This window comes from Shewanella sp. 10N.286.52.C2, from assembly GCF_002874545.1.
Taxonomy (GTDB): Bacteria; Pseudomonadota; Gammaproteobacteria; order Enterobacterales; family Shewanellaceae; genus Shewanella.
In genome coordinates this window covers 95,684-117,357 of sequence record NZ_MCTV01000003.1, presented here as the reverse complement: position 1 = coordinate 117,357, position 21,674 = coordinate 95,684, and the positions used below count along the sequence as shown (strand labels likewise).

Here is a 21,674-nt window from a genome sequence, read left to right as displayed (position 1 = left end):
GTAAATAGTTAGCGATATCCTCTATTCGCTATGCTAAACCGATAAGCGCCTTATTAACATTAAGGCGCTTTTTTATTGTTTAAAATGCGCTTTTATATCAATCAGCCAAGGTTAGCCAGCGTCGCTATTTGGGTGGTTATAAAGCCAGTTTATACCTCAAATTTGTTCTGCCAATAAAACAGTCAACGTAAACCCTTACATTAACATACCTCTTTAGTAGTACAAAGGCATTGAAATTACTGTTATTTCCACAAAACCGACTACTCTTAAGCTGCAAATTGTATCAATCGAGTTTTCAGTAGTTACAGCCACTGGCAAGTCGTGATATAAATCACATTATCAATTTAAAATTTAATACTTTTATACCGCTTAGGTAACTTCGTAACTCGACATTCTTTGGAACTGTAACTGTATGTCAAATCCTGCTCAAAAAGCCATGAAGTTGTTTGTACAAACATTTGGAACTACGGCTGACGACCTGTATCAAGCACCAGGTCGTGTCAATATTATTGGCGAACACACGGATTATAACGAAGGATTCGTTTTACCCGCTGCAATTAATTTTCACACTGTTATTGCGGTTAAACATCGTAGTGATAACACCTTTAGAGCCGTGACTGATGCCTTTGCTGGGCAAATCGAACAATGGCGTTTTGGTGAAGAAAACGCCATTGAAGAAAACGCCATTGAAGATAAAGGCAGTTGGGGAAATTACCTAAAAGGCTTTACCGCCTCAATGGCTCAATCTGGGCTTAAAGCTAAAGGCATGGATATTGCCATTGTCGGCAATGTGCCACTGGGCGCAGGCATGTCGTCATCAGCAGCTCTTGAGGTGGCCTTTGGCACTGCCATTAGCTACGCCAGCCAACTGCATTTATCGCCATTAGCCATTGCACAAATTGCCCAACGTGGAGAGCACAGGTTCATAAAGTCAGAATCTGGCATTATGGATCAAACCATTAGCGCACTGGCGGTGGCCGATCACGCCTTATTGATTGACTGCTTAGAGTTAGACGGCCGCGCAATAGCGATTCCTGACAGCTTAAGTTTGCTGATTGTCGATCCTAGCATCGATCGCCAGCTGTTAATTGACCGCTTTGATGCCCGTAAACTGCAATGTCATCAGATTAATGAATTGCTTGGAGTTGAGTCACTAAGGGAAGTCAGCCTTGGCCAGCTAAACAGTGCTAAAGCTAGCTTAGGTGATGAACTTTATCATCGAGCTAAGCATGTACTAACTGAAAACCAACGCACTGTGAATGCCGCCCGCGCTCTAGAGCAACAAGATACTGCCCGTTTCGGCCAATTAATGGCCCAATCACAACAATCCATGCGCGATGATTTTGACATCAGCACCCCTGAGATTGATGCCTTAGTGAAAATAATTAAAGATATCATTGGCACCAAAGGCGGCGTAAGAATGAGTGATGGTTGCGTGGTAGCGCTTATTGATCATGAGCTAACCGATGCTGTGGTCAATGCCGTTGAGCAGCTATATCCACAACAAACATCCTTAGAACCAATTATCTATTTATGCTCTGCCAGTGGCGGCGCAGGCAGAATTGAATAAGCAATTCTATTGCTATAAGAGGCATTAATGTTACAAATCACCACACTTGAACCATGGCAAGATCCTCGCGGAGGATGGGTAGAACGTATTCGAGTCGACAACGGCAAGGTTGCTATTGAAGTGTTAAGTCTAGGGGGAATTATAAACGCCTTATGGACTGAAGATAACCAAGGCCAGCGAGATAACATCGTTTTAGGCTGTGATAGCGTCAGCGATTATTTAAACCAGCCGGCTTATTTAGGCGCCATTGCAGGGCGATACTCTAACCGCATTGCTAATGGTCAGTTGCAGTATCAAGGCAACCACTATCAGCTCGATATAAACCAAGCGACCAATTGCTTACACGGTGGCGCTGAAGGTTTTCATTTAAAGCATTGGCATATGCAAGCCCTTGAAGACGGGGTGAGATTAACCCTTGATAGCCCAGATGGTGATATGGGCTTTCCGGGTAATTGTACGGTGCAATTAGATTATCGCTTGGCTGACAATAGTTTACTCATTGAAATGCAAGCAAGTGTCGATAAGGCCTGCCCTATTAGCCTCACCCAGCACAGTTATTTTAATTTAGAAGGCGCTGATAGCTTAACTAATGCAGCGCATTTGATCCAAGTGGATGCCAAGCAATATTTGCCAATGAATGAAGTGGGTATTCCAACTTCAATTGCTGCGACCACTGGCAGCGATTTAGATTTAGCCCAAGCCACTGCATTTGCTGTGCAAACTCATCGACCTGCTCTTGCTGCCACCAATGGTTTTGATCATTGTTATGTGCTTAACAATGCTGAGCAAGTCTGTCGATTTGGTTGTCTTTCAAGCCCTAAAACTGGCCGCACCATGACGATTTACACCAATCAACCTGGGGTGCAGCTGTATGGCGCTAACTTCCTTGAAGGCGTAAAAGGCTTTGACGGCCGTATTTACCAGTCTCACCAAGCGGTATGTATTGAACCACAAATGCTGCCAGACTCACCTAATCAAGCCGTTTTACCCGGTAAGCCTTGGATAGAGCCAGGACAAGTTTATCGCCATGTGAGCCGTTACGAGTTTGGGGTGATTTAAGCCTAAGCGATTACTGTTGAGCGATTGATTTACTAATAAACAGCCAATAAAAATGGAGCTATGATTTATTATCATGCTCCATTTTTTGTCTTTAGCACTTTATGCTAATCGTCACTGTCATCACTGATACCGAAGTCGGCATCAGCATCTTCAAATTCCATTTCACTGTCATCGACATCGACATCGATAATCTCATCCACCGCTGCAACTTTTTTGGCTTTTGAGGCTGGCGCAGAGTCTGGCACTGAAGATAATTCGATATGCGCTTCATGTTTTGCCATAAACTCAGCTCTAGCAGCAAGCCATGCTGCTTCATGCTCAGCTTTGGCGGCTGTTAACTGCTGGGGTTCCAGCTCATGCAGGTTAACCTTAACGATATCCTCTACGTACTCGCCAATCGTGTTACGACTAACATTAAATAAGTAGATCCGACCGGGAGACGCATCGGGGAGTCGGTTGTCATGGACGACAATTGAGGTGCCACGTGGAGTACGAAGCTCACCATACCAAACTTGTTTTTTTGCAGTGTTATACATATATGCTAATGCCCTTAAATCAACACATACCTAAAAAATGTGCATTTTAGCAGCACACAGTTTATTTACTAACCTCTACGCAACGCGCATGATTATTGAGGATAATTAATCAAAAACTTATGAAAAAATCAATATATTATTAATGAAGTTTTTTATATTTTTGCCATTTTTTGCCAGTGCCATATCGCCATCGTCTTATGCTGCAAATCATCTGAGTTATGATTTTCCCAAGGTGTTATGCACCCAGTGTAATTTAGCGGCGCTGCAAGCTCTAATTTAGTTCAAATATGACAGCCTTCAAGTCAGCTATGATAAAAAGACTGTTTTGAATTTGATGCCTTACTATTGCCTAATTCTTGCTTAGGTCTTGTTTGTTTACATCTTACTTGTTTAGGTTTTGCTCATTTAGGTTTAGGCTTCGCCTAGCTGCAGAATAATCTTGCCTCTATGCTGACCTGACTCCATATATTGATGCGCTTTTACGACCTCATCAAACGGGAACACTTTATCAACCCGGATCTGCACTTGTTTAGCATCCAGTAATGGCCATAGCTGTGCTAATAATCCAGCGGCGATGTCAGCCTTAGCCTCGACACTTTGCGGCCTAAGCGTTGAGCCAGTCCATTGAATGCGTTTGGCCATAATGCTAAAAATATTCACTTCTGCTTTAGCGCCGCGCTGGGTTGCCACTGATACCATGCGGCCATCAAAAGCCAATACCTTTAAATTGCGGTTGATGAAATCACCACCCGCAATATCTAGCACCACATTGACCCCTTCAGCTTGTGTTGCTGCAAGGATAGGCTCAACAAAATCATCTTTATGGTAATTAACCGCCATACTCGCCCCTTGGTCGAGACAATATTGGCATTTTTCATCGCTACCTGAGGTAACAAACACTTTAGCGCCTAGGGCTTTGGCAACTTGTATGGCGGTGGTGCCAATACCGCCAGAGGCGCCGTGGATCAGCACTGTTTCACCGGCTTTAAGCTTGGCGCGATTAACCAAGTTTCCCCAAACCGTGAAACAGGTTTCCGGTAAGGCCGCCGCTTGTACAAAACTGTAGCCTTTGGGGAGCGGTAAGCAATGTGAGGCGTAAGTGATCACTTGCTCTGCATAGCCACCGCCAGGCACTAAGGCACAGATCTTGTCGCCGATTTGCCATTGCGTGACATCTTTAGCCATTGCAATGACTTCCCCTGCCACTTCCAAGCCTAATATCGGGCTAGCACCTTTTGGCGGCGGATATGCGCCTTCTCGCTGCTTAATGTCTGGGCCATTAACCCCTGCAGCATGTACTTTTATGATCACTTGCCCAGCTTTAAGCCTAGGTAATGCTGAATGGTTAAAGCGCATCACTTCAGCTGCGCCCGTTTCATTGTAAATCACATGCTTTATGCTGTTTACGATCATTTGGCCCGTCCATATTATTTATTGCGTCACAAAAAAATTAACTTTTCGCTAGCAAACTGTCGTTTTAGGTTACTATATTTACTGAAAGTGGCTAGATTTAATTCAACTAACTGAATTTAAGCAAGCACTAGGTTTAATAGCGGAGCATAGTGCGGTGAAAACTAGCTAAGTAAGGCTGCGCCATTAGCACTTATTCTATTGAGGCCAACACTACCGTGAAATATATTATCTCTCTACTACTACTGGTTTCTTCATCCCTTGCAGCCAAGCCTGTATTGATCGCATCGGATATTTGGTGCCCTTATATTTGCCAAGATCACACCGGTTATGTCACTGAACTGACTCGGCGCTCATTTGAAGTCATGGATCAACAGGTGCATTTTATTGCGGTACCTTTTAATCGCGCTTTAAAGGAAGTTAAAATTGGTAATATCGATGCCATTCTTGCAGTTACACCAACCCATATTGAACAATTTAATTTATATACCGACACACTGATTGTTGGCTATACCAGCACGGATTTTTATACTCGCGCAGACGCTTCATGGTCATTTCAGCAATTAGACAGTCTTGATGGTGCGCTAGTGGGGATTATCGGAGGTTATGACTACGGCGAGCAGCTCAATGATAAAATTAGCCGTTCAACCGACTTTTACGCCGCCACGGGAGAGCAACCCATGATGTTGAACATTAAGCGCCTCGTAAATGGTCGATTTGATGTGATACTGGGTAATAAAGTCGCTATTGAATATACTGCATACAAAAATGATGTAGCTAATCAAATCAAATACGCCGGTTCATATGGTGAGCCAACGCCTTTATATGTAGGCTTTAATCCTAATCAAAGCCGTATCGCAGATGTGTATGCTCAAGGTATTGCTAAATTAAAGCGCTCTGGTGAGTTTCAACAAATTTTAGATAAATACCAAATTAAAGCACCTGAAAATATGCCGCCATTAGGCCTTTAATGATTAAATTTAACCAAAGCCATTTAAACAACATACTTTATAAACCATATACTTAGACATTCACCAATAAGCATTCAGCTTATATTAGCCCGAGTCAATACCGGCCATGAGCCTCAATCATAGTCAGATAATCAATTCGCGATAACCGCGTTCAAGCTGTGCCTAACCTCCTATTTAACATTGAAAACTTTGATAATAGATTTTACTAATACTATATATTGACCTATGGTATTTAATTAGTATTTGCTGTTAATGCCAGCTTATTTTCCGCGTATCAATATTTATTAATTACCAACAGGCTCAAATCATGCAGCAGCTCAACACTGCTTTTTAAACAGCTAGCAATAAAGGAATATAATAATGTTTTGGATAATTATTGCTCTAATATGGTTTATCACCCTTGCAGGCTTGTTATTATTTAATTTTCAGGCTTCTGCTAATAGAAAAAAAGAAAGCTATACCAATGTGCTGTTTAATGCCAAAAGCGGGAATGTCGCTCTTCAACACTGCTTTTATTTAGCTGATGCCCAGCAAACAGCTAAACGCATCATTGGGGCTGATAGCGATTTAGTCAAAAACCCACAAAGCAGAAAAGCGTTTGCTGACTACGTGCAGACAAACTTTCACATTGCAGATAACAATCAGCAATTATTGCAGCTTGAATACCTAAATTGTGAAATCAAAGGTGACTACCTATGGCTTTACCAACAAACCACGCTAGCAAAAAGCGTTATCGGCAACGATCCCAAGTCGGTGGGCTTTTACATCAAAATCGCCAATCAGTTAACATTGTGTCCCAGCCAATTGAGCAATATTAATGTTGAGCACAACAAACAAGTCAAAGTAATGCATATCAGCACCGATAACAAATGGCAACACTTAGCATTAGACACAGATGTCGCCTAAGTGGATCTGCTAGGCCTTATGCAGCACGCAACACTGACATATTAATCGCTGACAAAAGAGACTATATGGTCTCTTTTTTATTGGTAGAAAAGAAACTCTTTAGCCTTAAAAAAGTTTATAACCCTTAAAAAGTCCCTCTTTAATCCTCTCCTACTAGGATCTTTTTTAGACAAATTGATCTAGCTCAAAGATATTGTAACTTGTGTTAATTTAATGTTGCCTTACAACTATAAACAGGCAAACTGGAACTAGCTAAAAACAATAAATAAACCTTTTAGGCTAGCAAGTTAACACGCTGTTTGGCGGTTAGTATTTAGCAATCAAAGGAGAAGGAATGACAGGGTTAGTTAAGCTTTTACAATCCATGCTCGGCAGTTTTAAAGATCTTATTCCCATCATAGTCGTGGTGAGTTTCTTTGAAATATTTATCCTCCAACAAGCACCCGATAACTTATTTTCCATTCTTGTAGGCTTAGTATTTATTGTTCTTGGGCTAACCTTTTTTGTCTTTGGTTTAGAAATGGGCTTATTCCCCATTGGTGAATCATTGGCACACGCACTCGCCCGTAAAGGCAGTACCTTCTGGCTGGTGACCTTCTCCTTTTCATTAGGTTTTGGCACCACCTTAGCAGAACCCGCCTTAACCGCTGTCGCCGCTGAAGCAGCCCAAGTTGCAGCAGATGGTGGCGCCATCAAGGCCACTGAGGCTGCCATGGACAGCTATGCGATGGGACTGAGATTAACCGTAGCGGTGTCAGTAGGTTTAGCGATTTTATTAGGGGTTATTCGCATTGTAAAAGGCTGGCCAATTCATTATTTGATCATTGGCGGCTACATCATAGTGATGGTGCTCACCAGCTTTGCCCCTGAGAATATTATTGGTATCGCCTATGACTCTGGTGGCGTCACCACGTCAACCATTACTGTACCGCTGGTAACGGCTCTCGGCGTTGGCTTAGCCACTGTGATTAAAGGACGTAATCCCATGCTTGATGGCTTTGGGCTGATTGCCTTTGCCAGTTTAACCCCAGTTATTTTTGTACTGCTTTACGGGATGATCCTGTAATGACATTCCGCAACAGCCCTGTTTTAGCTGACGTTGTAATAAATCAAAGCTGCGCCTACAAGGAGTATTATGGAGTGGATTAACCAGCTATTGGCAACCTTACTGCTTACCATGCGTGATGTGGTGCCAATTGCGACAATTTTATTTGGCTTTCAACTGGGTGTACTCAAGCGTCCCATTGCCAATTGGAAAACCGTGGTCTTAGGTTTTGTGTATGTGATCTTAGGCTTAAGCTTTTTCCTGGTCGGCTTAGAGTTAGCGCTATTTCCCATTGGTGAAAACTTAGCGGATCAACTCACCTCCCCCAGTATTTTGCACCCTGATGGCTCCGCTGGACCGTTCATTTGGCAAGATTACCTGTGGGTTTATGTGTTTGCAGCTGCCATTGGCTTTAGTACCACCATTGCTGAGCCGTCATTAATTGCGGTGGCGATAAAAGCCAATGAAGTCTCTGGTGGCACCATTAGTATTCAAGGCTTGAGAATTTCTGTGGCCATTGGGGTCGCTTTTGGGATCTCACTAGGTTGTTTTCGTATTGTGGTTGGTGATCCGATTCACTACTACATCATGGCTGGCTATGTGGTAGTTGTAATTCAAACATTTTTCGCGCCGAAATCGATTATTCCTTTAGCTTATGATTCCGGCGGCGTCACCACTTCTACCGTGACTGTGCCCCTCGTGGCCGCACTCGGTTTAGGGCTTGCATCTAATGTTGAAGGCCGCAATCCCCTTATTGATGGTTTTGGCTTAATTGCCTTTGCTAGCTTATTTCCAATCATTGCCGTCATGAGCTACGCCCAAATCGTAGCCTTTGTTGACCAACGAAAATCCGCCAAGGAGTAACCCATGCGATTTAAATTAATTGTCGCTTTTGTTGATGATATTAGTACTGAAGCGGTACTGGATGCCGCCAGAGAAGCTGGTGCCACAGGTGCCACTGTAATTAACCATGCTCGCGGTGAAGGACTAACTAAAAAGAAAACCTTCATGGGGCTAGGCTTAGATGTACAACGGGACGTCATTTTATGGCTAGTTGAAGAGCATATGAGCCGACATATTTTAGAAACGATCTGTGAGGTGGGCGGCTTTAATACTCACCCAGGTCAAGGAATAGCAATTCAAATTGATGTTGAAGATGCCGTTGGTGTTGCTCACCAAGTTGCAAAACTCACTGATGATATAAAGGATCAAATATGAAACCATCAACGCCAATAAAAAACCGTGATATTTTGATGAATGATTACGCCATGATTGATGGCCTACTTACCGTCAGTGAAGCCATTAATATTGCGATGGCAAAAAACGTCACTATTTTAGTGATTAACAAACGCCATGAGCATGATGAATACGGCATATTGTTACTCAGTGATATTGCCAGAAAAGTATTAGCCACTGATAAGTCACCAGAGCGGGTTAATGTTTATGAAATCATGATAAAGCCTGTGATGTCAGTATGCCCAGATATGGATATTCGCTATACCGCCCGCTTATTTGATCAATTCCAGATCAACAAAGCTCCTGTCATTGAACAAGGCAATATTATTGGCTTTGTCACCTATAACAATATTGTCTTAAAAGGCATGGTTAACAATGCCAGTTGATCACTCAAGATCGTGACTCGTCACCTCTAAATAGCTATCGCAGCCAATAAAAAACCCAGCAAAAATGCTGGGTTCCTCATAATAATTCGTAAAATACGTGTTTAATTTAACACTTTTACATTTAACGTGATCTAGAACGGGATATCATCATCCCAATCACCGCCTAAATCAGGTGTAGTATTTTGTGGCTGTGGCGTTGGCGCTGGGCGCTGTGCTGGAGCTGGTTGTTGAAAACCACCTTGCTGCTGCGCAGGAGCAGCTTGCTGATATCCACCTTGTGCAGGTTGGTGAGCTGGCGCTTGTTGGAAGCCACCTTGTGCTTGTTGGGCAGGCTGCTGAGCTGGCGCTTGAGGCTTAGGCGTGTAAGCAGGCTTTTGCGCTTGAGCTGGTTGTTGGAAACCACCTTGAGCTTGTTGCTGCTGACCATAACCACCTTGAGCTTGCTGAGGAGCACTTTGTTGCGGCGCGTTACCGTAACCTTGGTTCATGCCACCTTGCTGACCACCACCTTGACCGCGGCTATCAAGCATTTGCATTTCCATCGCATTGATTTCAGTTTTATAGCGATCTTGACCTGTAGTCTGATCTTGCCATTTACTGGTTTGCAATTTGCCTTCTAAATAAACTTTAGAACCTTTCTTTAGGTATTCGCCAGCAACTTCAGCTAAACGACGGTACATGACGATATTGTGCCACTCGGTGCGCTCTTGCTGCTGACCCTGTTGGTCTTTCCAAGTTTCACTTGTAGCTACAGTAAAGTTGGCTACGGCATTACCGTTTGGCATGTAACGAACTTCAGGATCTTTACCTAAATTACCAACCAATATTACTTTATTTACACCACGACTGGCCATCGAAAATCTCCTGCGATTTTATCTATTATCTAATCTAAATTACAAAACTGAGCGATCAAAACGATCTAATTGACAGAGCCTAACACAGCTCGCGCTTCACTCAAATCGAATTGATCATCAACTTTCAAATAAGCTGCTCTCTCTTCCATGACGACAATGGCTTCTGCTACCCCAGATAGCAGTGATAGCTGGGTTGCCATGTCTTTCGCCTGATTTCTATCTTTAACTTGTGCCTCAAGGGTATAGCTTTTTAGCAGTACGGGTTTTTCCATGCCGATGGTTAATAATAACCAAATAAACATCAGTCCAAGTGCCACATAAAATACCCCTGCAGCGCCAACCAGCTGATAAGCTCCGCCACCTAGCATACCGCCACAAAATGCCCCTAAAAATTGGCTAGTGGAATAAACGCCCATAGCTGAGCCTTTATCGCCCACCGGACAAAATTTAGCAATTAAACTAGGCAGTGACGCCTCAAGATAATTAAAACCAGTGAAAAATAACACCACAGCGGCACTTAATACCCAGAGGTTATCAGCATAAGATCCCATAGCTGCCAATGCCAGCATCATGATCATTAGTGATATTTGGAACATGGTTTTAGTGTTGTTACGTTTAACACCAATAATAATTAACGGCACCATTAAGAAAAACGCGCCGATAAAGGCAGGGAAATACAGCATCCAGTGTTTTTCTTTTACTAAACCTGCATCCACTAAATCTAATGGCAAGGCCACAAATACGGCGGTAAGCACTAAATGCAAAATAAAAATCCCTGCATCGAGTCTGAACAGTTGCGGGTCCATTAACATACGCTTTAATTTAGTGGGCGTAGCAACAGTATCGCCTTTGGGCGCTTGTGAGACTGGGTTAGGTACCAACACCTGCACAATGATCATGCCCACTACCGCTAAGATAGCGGTTAAAAAGAATAGCCCTTCTAAACCTGCATATTGGGCCACTATCGGCCCTGCAAGCAATGACAATGCAAACGAGAAACCAATACACATGCCAATAATAGCCATCACTTTAGTGCGTTGCTCATCGCGGGTTAAATCGGCGGCCAGCGCTAACACTGCAGCGGCAATAGCACCCATCCCTTGAATGGCTCGGCCAAGCACAACCCCATAAATATGATCTGACATTGCAGCAACCACGCTACCTATAGCAAACACCACCAGCCCAGCCAAAATAATCGGCTTACGGCCATATTTATCTGACAACATGCCCATGGGAATTTGTAACACCGCTTGGGTCAAGCCATAAGCACCGATAGCGATACCCACCCATAGAGGTGAAAAACCCTCTAAATGTTGGCCGTAAAGCGCGAATACGGGCATGATCATGAATAAGCCCATCATTCGTAAACCAAACACGCTGGCTAACGAAAACGCGACTTTCTTCTCAATGCCTGATAATCCATTGTTGGCCATTCAGTTGCCCTTAAATTGTGTATCTATAGAAAAATGCGAGTTGCGCATATTATCACAGCGTTCTAATTTAGCTCAAAAGGAATAATGAACCAACAGGCAACTGTTTGTCGTATTTGTTAATAAGGTTAAACAAACAGGTTATAATGTGTTTTATATCCCAGTCGTTTTTTTATGGTTTCAGCCGCTATTAGTCTGGCTCCCTGGGTACATTTAGTGTCACCAACACTGTATAAAACACTGTATAAGCTAGTTAATTAACGATACACTAACGGCTATTTACTAAGCTAACTCAAATTTTGCTACTTTGACAAGGTAGCTAAAACAACCTCTAGAGTGATGAATGGATACCATTGAAATTCGCGGTGCACGAACCCACAATCTTAAAAACTTTGATTTAACCATCCCCCGAGACAAACTTATTGTCATCACAGGTTTATCTGGCTCAGGTAAGTCATCGTTAGCCTTTGATACCTTATATGCCGAAGGCCAGCGCCGTTATGTTGAGTCACTATCAGCCTATGCGCGCCAGTTTTTAAGTTTGATGGAAAAGCCTGATGTGGATCATATCGAAGGCTTAAGTCCTGCAATTTCAATTGAGCAAAAATCCACATCCCATAATCCACGCTCAACCGTGGGTACCATCACTGAGATTTATGATTATCTTAGACTGCTGTTTGCCCGTGTTGGTGAGCCGCGCTGCCCAACCCACGGCCAAGCATTAACCGCGCAAACGGTCAGCCAAATGGTAGATAAAGTATTGGAACTGCCTGAAGGCAGTCGCCAAATGCTATTAGCTCCCGTGGTCAAAGCCCGTAAAGGTGAACATGTAAAATTACTCGAAAGTTTGGCTGCTCAAGGTTATGTGCGCGCCAGAATTGACGGTGAGGTTTGTGATTTATCCGATCCGCCAACCCTTGAGCTACATGTTAAACACACCATTGAAGTGGTGGTTGATCGCTTTAAAGTGCGTGATGATTTAAAGCAGCGCTTAGCAGAGTCTTTTGAAACGACGTTAGAGTTATCAGGCGGTATTGCTATTATTGCCGACATGGCCGGAGAAGCAGACGAGTTGATGTTCTCGGCTAACTTTGCCTGTCCATATTGTGGCTACTCCATGGCAGAGCTTGAGCCACGTATTTTCTCATTCAATAATCCCGCTGGCGCTTGTCAAACCTGTGATGGTTTAGGTGTGCAGCAGTACTTTGATGCAGAAAGAGTGATTGCCAATAGCGAGCTGTCATTAGCAGGCGGGGCGATTAGAGGCTGGGATAAACGTAATTTCTATTACTTTCAAATGCTCAGCTCCTTAGCTGAACATTATAAATTTGATGTCGAAACCCCCTTTGAGCAGTTAAGCGCTAAAGTACAAAAAATTATTCTATCTGGCTCAGGTAAGCAAAACATTGCCTTTAAGTACATTAACGATCGTGGTGATGTGGTTATTCGTAATCATCCATTTGAGGGGATCCTCAATAATATGGATCGCCGCTACCGCGAAACTGAAAGTAATTCGGTACGTGAAGAGCTATCAAAGTTTATTAATACCCAATCCTGTAAAAGCTGTGACGGCTCGCGTTTGCGTGAAGAAGCCCGTAACGTATTTATTGGCGAGTTAAACTTACCGCAGCTGACTCAGTGGTCCATCGGTGAAGCCATGAGCTATTTCACTGAGATTAAATTCGAAGGGCAAAAAGCGCAGATCGCTGAAAAAATTCTTAAAGAAGTTGGCGATCGTTTAGGCTTCTTGGTCAATGTCGGTCTTAACTACCTAAGCTTAGACCGCTCAGCAGATACTTTATCAGGGGGTGAAGCCCAGCGTATTCGCTTAGCCAGTCAAATTGGTGCCGGCCTTGTGGGCGTAATGTACGTGCTGGATGAACCTTCAATTGGCTTGCATCAGCGCGATAACGAACGTTTACTGCAAACGCTAATACACCTGCGTGATCTCGGTAATACCGTGATTGTGGTTGAGCATGATGAAGACGCAATTCGCATGGCTGATCATGTGATTGATATTGGCCCCGGCGCAGGCGTTCACGGCGGCGAAATCATTTGCTCTGGGCCTCTGCAGGCCATTCTCGACTGTAAAGAGTCTGTCACTGGCCAATATATTTCTGGCACCAAGCAAATCCACATTAGTGATAAACGCACCCCAATGGATCCGAAAAAAGTCATTGAGCTATGCGGCGCCACTGGTAATAACCTTAAAAATGTCGACTTAACCATTCCTATTGGTTTATTTACCTGTATTACTGGGGTATCAGGTTCGGGTAAATCAACCTTAATTAACGACACCTTTTATAAAATTGCCCACAGAATGCTAAACGGCGCTACCATTGATGAGCCAGCAGCCCATAAAAGCATTACCGGCATGGAGCAATGCGATAAGGTGGTTGATATTGATCAAAGCCCAATCGGGCGAACACCGCGTTCAAATCCTGCTACTTACACCGGCATATTTACCCCTATTCGTGAATTATTTGCTGCAACTCAAGAGTCTCGAAGCCGCGGTTACTTACCGGGTCGCTTCTCTTTTAACGTTAAAGGTGGCCGCTGTGAAGCCTGTCAGGGTGATGGCTTAATAAAGGTTGAGATGCACTTTTTACCAGATGTGTATGTGCCTTGTGATTCCTGTAAAGGTAAACGCTATAACCGCGAAACCTTAGATGTTAAATACAAGGGCAAAAATATTCACGAAGTGCTGCAAATGACCATTGAAGAAGCGCGTGTTTTCTTTGATCCAATCCCTGCGATCGCAAGAAAACTGCAAACCTTAGTGGATGTAGGCTTGGCGTATATTTGTTTAGGTCAAAGTGCGACAACACTGTCCGGTGGTGAAGCTCAACGAGTGAAGTTAGCAAAAGAGTTATCCAAACGTGATACCGGCAAAACCTTATACATTCTTGATGAGCCCACTACAGGCTTGCACTTTGCTGATATTCAGCTGCTACTAGATGTACTGCATCGCTTAAAAGCCAAAGGCAACACCATAGTGGTCATTGAGCATAATCTTGATGTGATTAAAACGGCAGATTGGCTAGTGGATCTAGGCCCTGAAGGCGGCTCCGGCGGCGGCACTATTTTGGCAAGCGGAACCCCTGAAGAGGTGGCAAAACATAAAACCTCCCATACTGCACGCTTTTTAAAGCCGCTATTGACCAAGAAGGCTGCGGCCCCAAAAGGTGTCGCTAATAAAGGTGTCACCAATAAAAGTAGCGTGAAGAAAACTCCAGCAAAGAAGGCCACTAAAGCCAAATAGCGATTACACTGTTAGTAATTGCACAGAATACACCTGCTGCGGTATGCGCACCATTGAGTTAGTTTACTCATCAAGCCAGAGGGATATAAATGGAATTTTACCAAAATACTCTGGCTTATTTATCCTCGGTATTAGCATCATTTTTGCAAAAATATCATGTTCAAAAACCACCCTGTTTCACTGTGTCGATTAGATTGACGCCAGTGGCATTGTGTTTTTTGCTAAGCGGCTGCGCTTCGCAAAACTGTGGAAATGACACTTCCAGTCAATGGGCTGATAAAAATCAACTCATCGAAGATATTCGCATATTAACCAGTGATGATTTGGCTGGCCGTAAAACCAATACCATAGGTGCAGAAAAAACCCGCCAATACCTAAGTGCGCGCTTTATTGAACTGGGGTTATCACCTTGGCAAAAAGAATTTATGCTGCCATTTGTTTATCGGCAAAACTTTGCTGATAAACAGGGTATTAACCTCATTGCCACGATTAAATCAAAGCAAGCATCCCAGCGCTGGCGCATTATTACCGCCCACTATGACCATTTAGGCAGTCGTGGCAGTAAAGTCTTTGCTGGGGCTGATGATAATGCTTCAGGCATTGCTGCAATGTTAGCGATTGCAAAGCAATGGCAGCAAGATGGCGATCCGGCGGTTAACTTAATGCTAGTTGCCACCGATGCTGAAGAGCCGGGGTTATTTGGCTCATACGCGCTAGTTCAGCAACTGTTAACACTGCCAGATATGCAGCTAGAAATGTCGCTAAACTTAGACATGATTGGCCACCCTTCTAGACCCAAAGCCATTTATATTGAAGGGGAGCAAAATGTATCTCAATTTAAGCAGATAAAACACCAGCTCCAAGACTATAATAATCTATGTGTGAGACAGAGTCGTTCAAGGCTAAATGATGGCAGTATGCTCAAAATTAATTGGCTGCGAGCATCAGATCATTACCCGTTCCACAAAGCTGGTATTCCTTGGCTCTATTTAGGCGTGCCAACCCATAAGCAATATCACACTGTTGAAGACACCTTAGATACTATCGATATTAACTTTTTAGCAGCAGTCACTGAAACGGCATTCACGCTACTTAAACTGGATAAACAGCGCATCATTGTAAAGCGCTAGAAATTGAGCACTAAGGCGATTACTGCAACTGCATTTGCGAAAAGGCTGTTTATCCGCTATAAAAAAATGGATTAAATGAATCACGGCCATAAAATAACCGTTTCTGATTTAATTACGTCAAAAGTTACTTAGTTAATCGCTCAGTAAGCGCTACAATAATCAGGCCAATTTTAGTTATTTGTTAAAATTAGATAGTCAACGAGGCCAAAGCTTGCTATAATATCGCCCCTTTGACGCGGGAAATCGACACGGGGTTGATTTTCTGTCTGTGAAACTCTAGTACGAATGCCAATAACTTCGTACGCATCCACAAGGCTACAACTCAATGTCATCCGATGAAAGAACTTTCCGCGAACTTGGTTTATCCGAGAATTTGCTTCGTGCCCTTGACGATCTAGGTTACGAAAAACCAACTCCAATTCAGTCTGCTAGTATCGATCCTTTAATGGAAGGTAAAGATATTTTAGGCCAAGCTCAAACAGGTACAGGTAAAACAGGTGCTTTCGCACTGCCTTTACTAAGTAATGTTGACCAAAAGCTGAATGCTCCTCAAATCCTAGTGCTTGCACCAACACGTGAACTTGCTGTTCAGGTTGCTGAAGCATTTGGTAGCTACGCTAAACACATGAAAGGCTTCCATGTACTACCTATTTATGGTGGTCAAAGCATGCATCAACAATTAAGTGCGCTACGTCGTGGCCCACAAGTTGTTGTTGGTACGCCAGGTCGTGTAATGGACCACATGCGTCGTGGCACTCTTAAACTTGATGCACTACAAGCACTTGTTCTTGATGAAGCTGATGAAATGCTAAAAATGGGCTTCATCGATGATATCGAATGGGTTCTTGAGCACAAACCAAAAGACAGTCAACTTGCCCTTTTCTCTGCGACTATGCCAGAGCAAATCAAGCGCGTTGCGAACAAGCACTTAAACAACCCTGTTCACATTAGTATTGCTGCTAGCCATACTACTGTTGAGTCAATTGATCAGCGTTATGTTCAAGTATCACAACACAACAAACTTGAAGCGTTAGTACGTGTTTTAGAAGTTGAAAATACTGAAGGTATTATCATCTTCGTACGTACCCGTAACAGCTGTGTTGAACTTGCTGAAAAACTTGAAGCGCGTGGCTATGCATCTTCACCATTACACGGTGATATGAACCAACAAGCTCGTGAACGTGCTGTTGACCAACTTAAACGCGGCAAGTTAGACATCCTAATTGCTACTGACGTTGCGGCCCGTGGTCTTGACGTTGAACGTATTGGTCACGTAGTTAACTACGATATCCCATATGATTCAGAAGCTTATGTACACCGTATTGGCCGTACAGGTCGTGCTGGTCGTACAGGTATGGCAATTCTTTTCGTTACCAACCGTGAAATGCGTATGCTTCGCACTATCGAACGTGCAACGAACAGCCGTATCTCGCCAATGAAAGTACCTAGCCCTGAAACTGTTGCTGAGCGTCGTTTATCACGCTTAGGTGAGCAAATCCAAGAAACCGTTAACGGTGACTTAGATTTCATGAAAAATGCAGTGGCTCAGTTATGTCAGCAGCTTGAAATTGACACTGACTTACTCGCAGCAGCATTACTTCAACAAGTACAGGCTGAGCGTCCATTACAACTTCCTGCGATTCAAGAGCGTCAACGTGATTCACGTGACCGTGATGATCGTGGTCCTCGCGACGCTGGTCGTGAGCGTCCTCGTCGTGATTCACGCGGCAGCCGTCCATTGCCAACAAGCTTTGGTAGCGCTGAAGGCCTGAAAGATAAGCCTGATGTTAAAATGTGCCGTTACGTAATCGATGTAGGTCGTGATAACGGTGTTGGTGTAGGTAATATCGTTGGCGCCATCGCTAACGAAGCAAACATTGACAGCCAGTTCATTGGTCAAATTCAATTATTTGATCAAGTTACTTCAATTGACTTGCCAGACGGCATGCCAAAAGATGTACTAGGCCACTTAAGAAAAGTACGTGTTTGTGGTAAAGCATTAAACATTCGTGAAGCGAGTGATGCCTCTTTCCCAGCTGAAGCACCACGTCGTCCACGTAGTGACCGTCCTCGTAGCGACCGCCCTCGTGGTGATCGTCCACGTAGTGACCGCCCTCGTAGCGACCGTCCACGTAAGCCACGTGACAGCGAGTAAATACTTGCAGTCCAACTAACGTTGGTTTAACGCATAAAAATGGAGCCTTGTGGCTCCATTTTTTATGGCTGAAATAAAACTCATCCTACAAGCACTAATAACGCTAAAGTTATTGCGATAAACGCTTTGGTCTTAAACGCTTTCGCCTTCGACATGGGCTTGCCGCTTTTGCTTGTTGCCCACATACAAGGGCCATAGTTGCATGGTAAACACAGCGCCAACAATCAATACAATCCCCAGCAGCGACCACAGATCAATCACATCAACCTTAAACACCTCAGGCCACCAGCCTAAATACACCACTAAAGCGTTAACGCTAAAACTGAGCACTGGCGTCAGCGCGAGCATGGCACTCACTTGCGCCGTGGGCCAGTACTTCATCGCCTGACCAAAACAGCCATAAGCAATTAAGGTATTGATGGCACAAAAACCGACGATCAACCAATGGCTGCTATCCATAAGCCCAAAGTGACTAAACTCGCTAAAAGGCGCCATCACAAGGATCCCTAAGCCATAGATACATAGCAACACATTATTGGGTGTTAGCTTAGTAAACAATGACTTTTGCAGTAAGGCATAACTCGTCCACGACAACACTGAAAACTGCACAATCAGCACCCCAAATAGAATTTGACTGCTATTTTCTGCCGACACATCAAGGCTTGGGTGAAAGAACAGCAACACCCCTAATGCCAGAGCTGCAAAACAGCTTAGCTGCACCGCCGTGAGCCGCTCTTTAAAAAACAGTGCGCCACCAAAGGCTAAAAAGAACGGTGCAGTTTGAAAGTTAAGTTGCGCAGTACCTGGTGATAAGTAATCCAGTGAATACACAAAAGAGGTGTAATTGAGCATCAGTAAAATACCTGCAGCAGCAAGCTTTAGCCAATCACCCCCCTGCAGTTGACTAAATTGCTTCAAATTACCAAAGCGCCATAGCAGAATAAAGGTCACCACAAAGGCCACTAAAAACCTAAACCAAGTTAACGTAACCGGATCAATAAACCCTCCGGATAACTTAAGCGCTATGGGTAATATCCCCCAAAACACAACGGCAACGCTGACAAACATAAGACCTAAACGGGTATGGCTCACAAGATATTCGCTCTTTAATGGTAAAGCTGCAGAAAATTCATTCTAAAGAGCTATGCCAATAAAGCCAATGGCGAATAGCGAGTTTAATTTGCCTCAGTATTCGCTATACAGGATTAAGAGTTTAGCCGCCTGATAAGCATGGAAATCTGCCTTAATACAGGTAAAATAGCCGCCATAAAAATACCTAACTATCCTTATCAATAAAGGATATCTCCCTACACTCAATTTCTTAAGGAATACTGGCCATGAGTCTTGCTGATTCAGTTCTCGCTATCAATAACGATTTGCCGATCCGAACCGATAAGCCAGTACACAGCGGTAAAGTTCGCAGTGTATATTGGTTAACTGAGGCTGATAGCCGCCGCTTAATTGCCGATAAAGGCTATAACGTGCCAGCTGATACCCCATTAGCGATAATGGTGATCAGCGATCGCATTTCAGCATTTGATTGTATTTTTCATGGTGAAGGTAATTTACAGGGCATTCCAGGTAAAGGGGCGGCACTTAACGCTATCTCTAATCATTGGTTTAAGTTGTTTGCTGAAAATGGTTTAGCCGATAGCCATATTCTTGATATCCCACACCCATTTGTATGGATTGTGCAAAAAGCGCGTCCAATTAAAGTTGAAGCGATTTGTCGTCAATACATTACCGGTTCAATGTGGCGCGCTTATGCCAAAGGCGAACGCGTATTTTGCGGTATCACACTGCCTGAAGGGTTAACCAAAGATCAAAAACTACCAGAGTTATTGATAACCCCTTCAACCAAAGGCATTTTAACCGGTATTCCAGGTGTGCCTGAGCAAGATGATGTCAACATTAGCCGCGCCGATATTGAAGCCAACTACCAAGCCTTTGGCTTTGAAAAACCAGCCGATATCGACTTATATGAAGTATTATTAAAGCAAGGCTTTAAGGTCATCTCAGATGCGCTAGCCACCCACGACCAAATGTTTGTCGATACTAAATTTGAATTTGGCTACGTCAATGACAAAGACGGTAACTCCAAACTGATTTACATGGATGAAGTGGGCACACCAGACTCGTCACGTATTTGGGATGGCGCAGCGTATCGTGATAGCAAGATTGTTGAAAACTCCAAAGAAGGCTTTCGTCAATTTCTGCTCAATCATTTTGACGATGCCGATATTCTGCTTAACAAAGATAGAATGCCTGAGCGTGAAGCCCTCGCCCGTGATAACGACTTACCATTAGATGCGATGATGAATGTCTCTCGCACATACACTGGCGTGGCAGAAAAGGTAACCGGCACTAGCATCTCGCTACCTGACAACCCAAAAGCGGATATTATTAACGTTTTAGCCGAGCAATATGACTTAATCGACTAATCCTAAATCCACACATAAAACGAAAAAGGCGCTTAATGCGCCTTTTTACTATCTACTGATTAACCACAACATTTTGGTTAACGCCATTGTCTAGAAATACTTAATCCAGCCCTGTTTACTTTGATGCTTGTACTGACTAAACCACTTAGTTGGAAAGTACAACAGCAGCGCCAATATCACCGTCACCGCCCACACCCAGCTTATATCGGTAAAGCCATATAAATCGCCATAGTTAGGCCCAATGACATTAACGGCAAAGCGGTACATAAACAGTAATAAATATAAGTGCACAATATAGAAAAACATTGGCGCTGATCCAAAGGTTGATAACACTTTACCATAGCGCGGGTTCAGCTTTTCAAGCGTCCGTAAACACAATAATGTGCCGCCAAGAGTCACCAGTAAAAAGTCCAATGAAGGTGGATATTTGGTTAAGTTAAATACCGACTTTAATGTCATTACTAGGGTTTCACCTTGCTGCCAATCAAGTGTTTCGCCGTAAATATTAAAACCGCGTAAGACTGCAAAAATCGCAAAGCAGCTTAAGCCAAGCCCAATGAGCAGGTTATGACGTTTGTTATCATCAAAGCTTGCACTGTAAATCGGTGCTATCACATAGCCTAACAAAATCACCCCAATCCAAGGTAGTACCGGATAACTGGCTCTAATGCCGATAAAGTCATTGGTTAAGATATTGCCGCGGTCATGCAATATGGCCCATAACGTATAACCCCACTCCCCTGGCGAGAAGCTAATGGGCGTAAGCATGTTATGACCAAATACGATCACTAAGCCAATAAGCCCAAGCCAAAATCTTGGTAAGCCGATTAATAACGCTAGCGCCAACATACTGATGCCAATTGCCCACATGACTTGCAGCCAAATCATCTCGTAATTGCCCATCCACTGAAACGTAATCACTGTGCACTCTAATGCGATAATAAACAGGCCACGCTTGATTAAAAATGACCTTGCGGAGCGCTGTGGGCCAAATTGCGGATGGCTATATAACCACGCTGATACTCCGGTTAAAAACACAAAAGTAGGCGCACAAAAATGCGCAGCAAATCGGCTTATAAATAATCCGGTACTGGTGCTATCCAGTGTCATCGGATCGGTGACTTGCTCATGAAAGAAAAACCGCTCTCTAACATGATCCAGCAGCATGATAAGCATTACAATGCCGCGCATAATATCGATACTATCAATTCGCTTTTTTAACATTGGAGCGGTTACGGTATTCAACTTTTCGACTCTCTTTAACACTCAAAAAACACAGCCAT

General features: G+C 43.6%; 18 protein-coding genes. 12 read left to right on the top strand and 6 right to left on the bottom strand.

The features are described 5' to 3' along the window. Positions 1 to 412 precede the first annotated feature (412 nt). Both galK and BCU94_RS01975 read left to right on the top strand, forming a co-directional pair. Positions 413 to 1,570: a galactokinase gene (galK, locus tag BCU94_RS01980; RefSeq protein WP_102475477.1), complete on the top strand. Its 1,158-nt coding sequence runs from the start codon at positions 413 to 415 to the stop codon at positions 1,568 to 1,570. 27 nt (positions 1,571 to 1,597) lie between these two features. Further along, the gene (locus BCU94_RS01975) at positions 1,598 to 2,629 is read left to right on the top strand and encodes an aldose epimerase family protein (protein WP_102475476.1); all 1,032 of its coding nucleotides are present in this window, start codon (positions 1,598 to 1,600) and stop codon (positions 2,627 to 2,629) included. Between the two features lie 104 nt (positions 2,630 to 2,733). On the opposite strand, the gene BCU94_RS01970 is transcribed toward BCU94_RS01975, so the two are convergent. Further along, positions 2,734 to 3,165, bottom strand: a complete 432-nt coding sequence (locus BCU94_RS01970) for a hypothetical protein (protein ID WP_102475475.1) — start codon at positions 3,163 to 3,165, stop codon at positions 2,734 to 2,736. Positions 3,166 to 3,576: 411 nt separating this feature from the next. Beyond that, positions 3,577 to 4,578, bottom strand: coding sequence for an NAD(P)H-quinone oxidoreductase (locus BCU94_RS01965; RefSeq protein WP_102439574.1), 1,002 nt, complete (start codon positions 4,576 to 4,578; stop codon positions 3,577 to 3,579). Positions 4,579 to 4,793: 215 nt separating this feature from the next. Here BCU94_RS01965 and BCU94_RS01960 point away from each other — a divergent pair, with 215 nt between their 5' ends. The 6 genes from BCU94_RS01960 to BCU94_RS01935 all read left to right on the top strand — a co-directional run bounded on the left by BCU94_RS01960 (position 4,794) and on the right by BCU94_RS01935 (position 9,119). Continuing rightward, a complete protein-coding gene (locus BCU94_RS01960) occupies positions 4,794 to 5,546 on the top strand; it encodes a transporter substrate-binding domain-containing protein (RefSeq protein ID WP_102475474.1) in 753 nt (250 codons plus the stop codon). Between the two features lie 360 nt (positions 5,547 to 5,906). Next, a complete protein-coding gene (locus tag BCU94_RS01955) occupies positions 5,907 to 6,452 on the top strand; it encodes a DUF6702 family protein (RefSeq protein WP_102475473.1) in 546 nt (181 codons plus the stop codon). A 334-nt stretch (positions 6,453 to 6,786) separates the two neighbouring features. Further along, positions 6,787 to 7,518, top strand: coding sequence for a DUF1538 domain-containing protein (locus tag BCU94_RS01950; protein WP_076538618.1), 732 nt, complete (start codon positions 6,787 to 6,789; stop codon positions 7,516 to 7,518). A gap of 69 nt (positions 7,519 to 7,587) precedes the next feature. Then, positions 7,588 to 8,361 carry a DUF1538 domain-containing protein gene (locus BCU94_RS01945; protein WP_102439577.1) on the top strand — a complete coding sequence of 258 codons (774 nt, stop codon included), beginning with the start codon at positions 7,588 to 7,590 and terminating at the stop codon, positions 8,359 to 8,361. 3 nt (positions 8,362 to 8,364) lie between these two features. Then, entirely contained in the window at positions 8,365 to 8,715 is a 351-nt protein-coding gene (locus tag BCU94_RS01940; protein WP_076538613.1) for a P-II family nitrogen regulator, read from the top strand. Continuing rightward, positions 8,712 to 9,119 carry a CBS domain-containing protein gene (locus tag BCU94_RS01935; protein ID WP_102439578.1) on the top strand — a complete coding sequence of 136 codons (408 nt, stop codon included), beginning with the start codon at positions 8,712 to 8,714 and terminating at the stop codon, positions 9,117 to 9,119. Before BCU94_RS01940 ends, BCU94_RS01935 begins: the two co-directional genes overlap by 4 nt. Positions 9,120 to 9,250: 131 nt before the next feature. Here the strand turns inward: BCU94_RS01935 and BCU94_RS01930 are convergent, their stop codons facing one another. Next, a complete protein-coding gene (locus BCU94_RS01930; RefSeq protein WP_102439974.1) occupies positions 9,251 to 9,973 on the bottom strand; it encodes a single-stranded DNA-binding protein in 723 nt (240 codons plus the stop codon). Between the two features lie 65 nt (positions 9,974 to 10,038). Further along, positions 10,039 to 11,406 (bottom strand): MFS transporter, encoded by a 1,368-nt coding sequence (locus BCU94_RS01925; protein ID WP_102475472.1) that lies wholly within the window; start codon positions 11,404 to 11,406, stop codon positions 10,039 to 10,041. A 340-nt stretch (positions 11,407 to 11,746) separates the two neighbouring features. Between BCU94_RS01925 and uvrA the strand changes: the two genes are divergently transcribed. From uvrA to BCU94_RS01910, 3 genes are all read left to right on the top strand, one after another. After that, positions 11,747 to 14,665 carry an excinuclease ABC subunit UvrA gene (gene uvrA / locus BCU94_RS01920; RefSeq protein WP_102439976.1) on the top strand — a complete coding sequence of 973 codons (2,919 nt, stop codon included), beginning with the start codon at positions 11,747 to 11,749 and terminating at the stop codon, positions 14,663 to 14,665. Between the two features lie 89 nt (positions 14,666 to 14,754). Further along, positions 14,755 to 15,795, top strand: coding sequence for a M20/M25/M40 family metallo-hydrolase (locus tag BCU94_RS01915; protein ID WP_102475471.1), 1,041 nt, complete (start codon positions 14,755 to 14,757; stop codon positions 15,793 to 15,795). A 325-nt stretch (positions 15,796 to 16,120) separates the two neighbouring features. Beyond that, a complete protein-coding gene (locus BCU94_RS01910; RefSeq protein WP_102439978.1) occupies positions 16,121 to 17,950 on the top strand; it encodes a DEAD/DEAH box helicase in 1,830 nt (609 codons plus the stop codon). Between the two features lie 132 nt (positions 17,951 to 18,082). Here the strand turns inward: BCU94_RS01910 and BCU94_RS01905 are convergent, their stop codons facing one another. Next, a complete protein-coding gene (locus BCU94_RS01905; RefSeq protein WP_102475503.1) occupies positions 18,083 to 19,018 on the bottom strand; it encodes a DMT family transporter in 936 nt (311 codons plus the stop codon). A gap of 269 nt (positions 19,019 to 19,287) precedes the next feature. On the opposite strand from BCU94_RS01905, the gene BCU94_RS01900 reads away from it, so the two are divergent. After that, positions 19,288 to 20,391, top strand: coding sequence for a phosphoribosylaminoimidazolesuccinocarboxamide synthase (locus BCU94_RS01900; RefSeq protein WP_102475470.1), 1,104 nt, complete (start codon positions 19,288 to 19,290; stop codon positions 20,389 to 20,391). 90 nt (positions 20,392 to 20,481) lie between these two features. On the opposite strand, the gene BCU94_RS01895 is transcribed toward BCU94_RS01900, so the two are convergent. Continuing rightward, the gene (locus BCU94_RS01895) at positions 20,482 to 21,615 is read right to left on the bottom strand and encodes a heparan-alpha-glucosaminide N-acetyltransferase domain-containing protein (protein ID WP_102439980.1); all 1,134 of its coding nucleotides are present in this window, start codon (positions 21,613 to 21,615) and stop codon (positions 20,482 to 20,484) included. Between the last annotated feature and the right edge of the window lie 59 nt (positions 21,616 to 21,674).

Coding starts and splice junctions, on each gene's coding strand:
- galK (WP_102475477.1), top strand. CDS start 413: ATGTCAAATCCTGCTCAAAAAGCCATGAAGTTGTTTGTACAAACATTT.
- BCU94_RS01975 (WP_102475476.1), top strand. CDS start 1,598: ATGTTACAAATCACCACACTTGAACCATGGCAAGATCCTCGCGGAGGA.
- BCU94_RS01970 (WP_102475475.1), bottom strand. CDS start 3,165: ATGTATAACACTGCAAAAAAACAAGTTTGGTATGGTGAGCTTCGTACT.
- BCU94_RS01965 (WP_102439574.1), bottom strand. CDS start 4,578: ATGATCGTAAACAGCATAAAGCATGTGATTTACAATGAAACGGGCGCA.
- BCU94_RS01955 (WP_102475473.1), top strand. CDS start 5,907: ATGTTTTGGATAATTATTGCTCTAATATGGTTTATCACCCTTGCAGGC.
- BCU94_RS01950 (WP_076538618.1), top strand. CDS start 6,787: ATGACAGGGTTAGTTAAGCTTTTACAATCCATGCTCGGCAGTTTTAAA.
- BCU94_RS01945 (WP_102439577.1), top strand. CDS start 7,588: ATGGAGTGGATTAACCAGCTATTGGCAACCTTACTGCTTACCATGCGT.
- BCU94_RS01940 (WP_076538613.1), top strand. CDS start 8,365: ATGCGATTTAAATTAATTGTCGCTTTTGTTGATGATATTAGTACTGAA.
- BCU94_RS01935 (WP_102439578.1), top strand. CDS start 8,712: ATGAAACCATCAACGCCAATAAAAAACCGTGATATTTTGATGAATGAT.
- BCU94_RS01930 (WP_102439974.1), bottom strand. CDS start 9,973: ATGGCCAGTCGTGGTGTAAATAAAGTAATATTGGTTGGTAATTTAGGT.
- BCU94_RS01925 (WP_102475472.1), bottom strand. CDS start 11,406: ATGGCCAACAATGGATTATCAGGCATTGAGAAGAAAGTCGCGTTTTCG.
- uvrA (WP_102439976.1), top strand. CDS start 11,747: ATGGATACCATTGAAATTCGCGGTGCACGAACCCACAATCTTAAAAAC.
- BCU94_RS01915 (WP_102475471.1), top strand. CDS start 14,755: ATGGAATTTTACCAAAATACTCTGGCTTATTTATCCTCGGTATTAGCA.
- BCU94_RS01910 (WP_102439978.1), top strand. CDS start 16,121: ATGTCATCCGATGAAAGAACTTTCCGCGAACTTGGTTTATCCGAGAAT.
- BCU94_RS01905 (WP_102475503.1), bottom strand. CDS start 19,018: ATGTTTGTCAGCGTTGCCGTTGTGTTTTGGGGGATATTACCCATAGCG.
- BCU94_RS01900 (WP_102475470.1), top strand. CDS start 19,288: ATGAGTCTTGCTGATTCAGTTCTCGCTATCAATAACGATTTGCCGATC.
- BCU94_RS01895 (WP_102439980.1), bottom strand. CDS start 21,615: ATGTTAAAAAAGCGAATTGATAGTATCGATATTATGCGCGGCATTGTA.